This is a genomic window from Paraglaciecola sp. (genome assembly GCF_039943935.1).
Taxonomy (GTDB): Bacteria; Pseudomonadota; Gammaproteobacteria; order Enterobacterales; family Alteromonadaceae; genus Paraglaciecola.
Genome location: NZ_JBDUZQ010000009.1, coordinates 208,103 through 214,326, shown reverse-complemented (window position 1 = coordinate 214,326; position 6,224 = coordinate 208,103). Strand labels below are relative to the sequence as shown.

At 37.3% G+C, this 6,224-nt stretch carries 4 protein-coding genes; 2 read left to right on the top strand and 2 right to left on the bottom strand.

Translation table 11 applies throughout. The annotated features are described in order from the left end of the window. Positions 1-325 precede the first annotated feature (325 nt). Complete coding sequence (locus ABJD71_RS05760) at positions 326-1,315, top strand: putative sulfate exporter family transporter (RefSeq protein WP_348165913.1); 990 nt, start codon at positions 326-328, stop codon at positions 1,313-1,315. On the opposite strand, the gene ABJD71_RS05755 is transcribed toward ABJD71_RS05760, so the two are convergent. After that, the gene (locus tag ABJD71_RS05755; protein WP_348165910.1) at positions 1,306-2,124 is read right to left on the bottom strand and encodes a sterol desaturase family protein; all 819 of its coding nucleotides are present in this window, start codon (positions 2,122-2,124) and stop codon (positions 1,306-1,308) included. The genes ABJD71_RS05760 and ABJD71_RS05755 overlap by 10 nt on opposite strands. Before the next feature lie 111 nt (positions 2,125-2,235). Between ABJD71_RS05755 and ABJD71_RS05750 the strand changes: the two genes are divergently transcribed. Then, the gene (locus ABJD71_RS05750; RefSeq protein WP_348165907.1) at positions 2,236-2,937 is read left to right on the top strand and encodes a DUF1499 domain-containing protein; all 702 of its coding nucleotides are present in this window, start codon (positions 2,236-2,238) and stop codon (positions 2,935-2,937) included. Positions 2,938-3,067: 130 nt separating this feature from the next. On the opposite strand, the gene ABJD71_RS05745 is transcribed toward ABJD71_RS05750, so the two are convergent. Then, on the bottom strand, positions 3,068-6,001 hold the full coding sequence (locus ABJD71_RS05745; protein ID WP_348165904.1) for an insulinase family protein: 2,934 nt from the start codon (positions 5,999-6,001) through the stop codon (positions 3,068-3,070). Positions 6,002-6,224 lie beyond the last annotated feature (223 nt).

The window sequence follows — 6,224 nt, the reverse complement described above, 5'->3', positions numbered from 1 at the left end:
CATCGTCTCGTAAGCTTAGTTCGACGGCTTTGATTTTGAAATTAACAGGGTAAAACCATGTCCTTCTAGGTTGGGTATATTTGGGCATTGTAGCCTCCTCAAAGTGATGAGGAGGTGTCCACTAAAACGGGGGAAGAGCATGTTTTAACATTAACCACTTGTTATAATTAATACTTGGTTAGTCCCGCTTATGTCTTAATAGCAAATTTCACCAATTCACATTCTCCTTTAGTTGCAAAAAACTACTGTTCTCATAATGGGTTACACCACTTGTTACTTTAGGTTAGAGTCTCTGAGGTAGTTTCAATTTTTAGGCTTGTATAGCATGTCGAACTTTTTATCTTTAAGAGCTGTTTTTCCTGGGTTGTCTGTTTCGATTATTGTTGGTTTGGCAGCGCTATTTTTAAGCGAGCATTATGGCGCACCTGCTATGTTGTTTGCATTGTTGTTGGGTATCGCCATGTCATTTTTATATGAAGATACTCAATGTCAGCAAGGTGTTGAGTTTGCTGCAAACCATGTTTTACGGTTTGGTGTGGCATTGCTGGGGTTTAGGATTGCCTTTGGTGACTTACTTACTTTGGGCTGGAAGACTGCTTTACTATTGGCGTTTGTGATCGTTAGCACTATTACTATAGGGGTTGTGTTATCCAAGGCCCTTGGTTTAAATAAACGTTTTGGTGTCTTAACTGGCGGAGCTGTGGGAATCTGCGGTGCTTCGGCTACTATGGCTATTTCAGCTATTCTTCCTAATGATAAACATAAAGGCAGAGACACTCTTTTAACTGTGATAGGCGTCACCTCGTTATCTACAGTTTCTATGGTGCTATACCCTGTTATTGCAGATGCACTTGGATTAACGCAAACAGAAACTAGTATCTTTTTAGGGGGGACCATCCATGATGTCGCGCAAGTAGTCGGTGCTGGGTATTCTGTTTCAGAGCAAACTGGAGATTTAGCCACATTAACTAAACTAGTTAGAGTGTCTTTTTTAATGCCAGTTGTACTGTGTATATTATTGCTGCTTAAGTTGAACTTAGATAAAGGCATTGAGGCTAAAAGCCCTAAATTTCCTGCTTTTTTAATCTTTTTTGCCATATTTATGGGATTAAACAGCGTATTTGAGATCCCTGCTTTTGTGACCCAAGCAACAACCGACGTCTCTCGTTATGCTTTGGTTATCTCGATTGCTGCCATAGGCATGAAGTCAAACTTAAGACAAATATTAACTATAGGTGTAAAACCTATTTTACTGCTATTACTAGAAACGATTTGGATTGCCTTGGTTATTTTATTGGCATTGCCTTATTTATAATGATTAGTGTCACCTTTAAATGGCATGGATAATAAGTTAATCAAATTGCTGTTAGATTTTGCGCTAGAGTATTCTGTTAAACCAATATTGATGCCTTCATCACCATTGTTTGCTGATTCGGTGTAGCTACCGAATAGCCTGTCCCATATTGATAAATTGAAGCCAAAGTTACTGTCTGTTTCGCTCACAATTTGGCTGTGATGAATACGGTGCATGGTTTGAGTGACAATGATTTTACGCAGTGGTTGTTCAATACGCTTAGGGAGTGCAATGTTAGCATGGCTAAACATTGCGGTGGCATTGAGAAGTACTTCAAAAACCAATATTGCCAACAAAGGTGCGCCTAATACAATTACCGCAATGAGCTTAATGGCAATACTTAAAGCTATCTCAATTGGGTGGAACCTAAGGCCAGTGGATACATCAATATGAGGGTCTGCATGGTGAACCCGGTGAAGCCGCCATAGTAAAGGTACGCGGTGGAACACTCTATGTTGCCAGTAAATTAGGCAATCAAATAGCACAACAGTAATAGGTATTGACCACCACAAACCTACAGAAAATTGATTCCATAAACCTATATTCTGCTGTTGTGCCCACAGAGCTACCGCCGCCAAACCAGCAGGAATAAGCAAGCGCACGACTAATGAACCAATAAATATTAATCCAAAGTTAGTCGACCAACGAGCCAGCTTAGGTACCGGAGATTTTCGGTTAGGTGTGAGTGCCTCCCAACACATCATAATTGCTAAAATACCAATAAAAACACCGAGTCTTACCCACATTTCGGTTGTGCTACTAATTATCATATTTGTTTATGTCCTAACCTTTTATGGAACAATTCGTTTTGTGGTCATTATTTGTATATTATCATCGATTCGAATTGCTATTTATCATCACATCACAGGACCGTATTATTTATGAAAATTACTACCTTAATTGCAGGCATTTTTTCTGTACTTGCATTATTGCTGTCAGGCCCTTTGTATCAGGCTGAAGTTTTAGAGCTTAGGCAGGCCTTTATGGGGTTTCGTGTGGCGTTGATTATTGGTGGGATTACCCTAGTGTTGATTGTGATTCAACTTATCTTTATGCGTAAAAATATCGGTTGGGGATCGACAGGTTTAGCTGCATTGTGTGCTGTGGTCGCGATTGGTTTGCCTTTAAGTATGATGAATAAAGGTAAGTCAGTACCTGCAATTCATGACATTACTACTGATTTAGTTAATCCACCTAAGTTTAATGCCATTCTAGCTTTACGAGCAGACGCACCAAACCCTGCGGCCTACCAAGGTGAAGAAATTGCAAGCCAGCAACGCAGCGCTTACCCAGAGTTACAAACTCAAAGTTATAAAGAGTCTAGTGATAAAGTTTTTGATGCAGCGCTTGCCTCTATTGAGAATCTAGGTTTTGAAGTGGTAACAGCAAATAAAGCTACCGGGCAGATTGAGGCCTTTGATAAAACAACTTGGTTTGGTTTTATAGATGATGTGGTTGTTAGAATTCAATCTGCAGGTGATATGACTTTATTAGATGTACGCAGTAAGTCACGTATAGGTCGCAGTGATTTAGGTAAAAATGCCGAGCGAATTCATGCCATTTTAGATGGTATTGTGCTGTAGAAAAAAAGCTATTTTAACTCTCTGTTAATAGGTTTTTTGAATAAATGTTGTTGCGTAGACTACGCAACAACATTGTTACCAGAGCTCGATTGATGAGTGCAAATTTACCTGTAATTGCTTTATATAATTTTTATTTAGCTGCAATGTTTTTAGCGCTAAAATATCTAGAATCACTGAAGTCTTCGCCCTTTATTTGCGTCAACACATTCATGTAACTCCCCTCAATAAACATCTTTTCATATAACGAGACTAAATCTTGTTTAGTGGTTGACTTAACAAAGTTAATCAAGCGATTTTGGCTAGCGAAGTCTAGCTTGTTTTGCTCCCAATCTTGTAAAAATGGCACGACTTCAGTCAAAATATTTACTGGTTTTTTTTGTAACTCATCAGCGAGCGCTTTTGCTAGTGTCTCTACAGTGTCTTCGTTAATATTCTTTAATGTTAAGTAAAATCGATATTGAAAATCAATAATGTATTCTTTGAGTTTCTGTAGCTCAGTATTGTCACTAACGACTAAAATACTGAGGCTGGGGAAGCCATGTATGTTCTCTTCAGCACTTTTTACAATATAGCCAAGTTGCTTATTGGTTCTCAAATCATTAAAAAGAGGTGTCGTCATTAAACGGTTAATAACATGTAATTGTGATAAAACCTGTTCGGACTTCTCTGGGTAAATATAGGTATCAACAAGTCCCACCCCATCTTTGTTTGATACTACATTTTTAAAAAGCGCTCTGCCTTTATGCATCTTAAAATTAGAGCCAAGATGCCAAGGCTTGGTTTGGCTAGTTCCTAATTTTTCCCTAACGGACTTAGAAAACTCAACTATCTCTTCGGGAGAGAAGTTACCGTGAGAATAAATATCGATATAATTTTCTTTCAATATTGTTGCGTGCATTTTTTTAACGCTTTCTAAGGTGGTTTTGCTCAATGCTTCAAGAATCACATCTTTTTCAAAAAGATATGGAGGGCGATGTGTTGCGTTCATTGCATAATAATTTAGCTGGTCTAAAAGCTTTTGGTCACCAATACTTTCTAAGCTATCTTTATACAGTTTTACTGCATTTAGAAAGTTCTTTTCATTTATTTCGATATTAACAAAACCATCAATTAGTTTATTGGTAAGGCTTATCTGTTTTCTGCTTCGGCCAAACAAACGAAAAGTAGCATTGCCCGCGCCGTTTAACATGGTACTTATCATTACACCGTCTCTTTGCTGAGCTCGCTGAAATAAACGTTGATTCTTCTTTAAATAAATCGTGTTTAAGATATATGCATTTATTAAATTGTCTGCATTTTCAGCAGGAACATCTGATACAAGTGAAAGGTTTAGCACTCCATCCTTCCCTTTATGATGCAAACTTTCTGACATAAATGCGCGTACACCTGGTTCACTGTAAACTACTTGAGGAGTAGAAAAATCTCCATCTAATTTAACTATGACCTCTTTTTCTTGCCCTAACACTTGCGGAGTAGGTAAGTTCAAAGCGACTTCGGTTGATAACCAACTATCTTTTTCTTTTACAGATATTGGTTTTGTTCGATATTCACCGTCAGCGTATTCTAATTTTTTTTCTGCTTTTTCATTTGGGCTTATATGATAAATGCGAGCAGAATCAACGGTTAATTGAGACAGTACCTTGTTAATTTTTTCTTCTTCGAACCTATCAACTAAGTAGTCAGCATCAATAATATTCTTAACGGGGAAGTCAAAAACTCTTTGAGACAATGTCATGGCTAAGTTAGGTGCAGGAAGGGCTCTGTAGTCTTCAAATTGCATTGATTTTATTGCTGAGAGCTCATCAAAGTAAGCTTGCTTTATTCCAGATTGCTTAATTAGCTCTATATATTGGAAAGTATTACGTAATATATCATCTTGGTTATTCTGGCCTTTTTCAGTGAGTACATATTCTAAGAAGGCAGAACCAGTATGGCCCCAGATGTTTGGAGCAAATATACTTCTACCTGTTTGGATATAGCCTTGCTCTCGTAAAGTGAATAATAGCGAGCCTTCTTCTTCAGAATTTAACAAATGAGTTATATATTCATTGGGTTTGTTTTTCCAATCCGATAGGTTGTTTGCAACAGGAAACTCTATAGTTAAGATTGGTAGTTTAACTTTACTTTTTATATAGATGTGTTGACCTAAATTTTCAGCGTTATATGCATTAACTGAAGTGACTGGGCGATTTATCTCTTTGTTTTCTATGCTAGAAAAATATTCCTTTGCTAATTTTTTTAGTTGTTCAGAAGATTGTTTGCCAACTAAGGTTAATTTCATAATATTGGCTGAGTAATGTTGGTAGTGAAAATTTTTCAGTGCTGCTACTAAGTCACTCCCCTTTTTGTTTAGTGTTTTATTGTTACCCACACCTAGTTTGAATCTTGGGTGCGCAGTGTTACCTGTATGTGCTGCTACCCGCTGCCATATAAATTGGTCAGCTTGATAATGTAACAACCATTCTGAGTTTACTGCGTTTATTTCTTTCTCAATCATAGTCTTGTCAAACAACGGAGACGCTATGGCTGAGCTCAGGCGATCTAGTGCGGGTGCATATTGCTCAGCATTAATTGATAATAAATAAGTGGTTTGTTGTGGTGCGGTAAAGGCATTAGCATTACCTCCATTATTTTTTATAAATTCAAGATACTCATTTGGTTTGGGGTGTTTTTCTGAGCCCATAAAAATCATATGCTCTAAAAAATGAGCTAAGCCTTGGTGTGATTCTGGGTCTTGATATTGGCCGACTCCAACACTTATGGTAGCAGCCGAAGTAGTTAGTGATGGATCACTAACTGTTATCACTTCGATGCCATTCTTTAATGTAAACGTATCGTATGTACGGGAGTCTGCTGGGCTTTTGTTTATTAAATCAGCTGCAATGCCTGTAGACATTGTTAACAGAACTAAAACGATTGAAAACGCCTTAGTTAGTTTTATTAACGGATTTATCTTCTCGTGTGTTGGTAATCTTGAGCATAGGTATTGATGCTTAATAAACTTATTAATACTATGTTCTGAAGTAGTCGCTCTGTGTTTAATTGTTTTGTTTTTCTTTAGCATGTCGCCCCCGCGTTAAAAATGGAAATATGCTTATCAGGTAAGCATGCTAAAAAGGATAATAAACATACCTATTTAATACAGGCTGATTGTATGTAAAATCGAGATGACTATATTTAAATATGGGACAGTAGCTTGTTCATGTTTAATTTTAGGACATCACAATCAAAAATTGAGACAAATGAGTAAAATGACAACCTCCAAAACATTAAGTAAATTTCCAAAG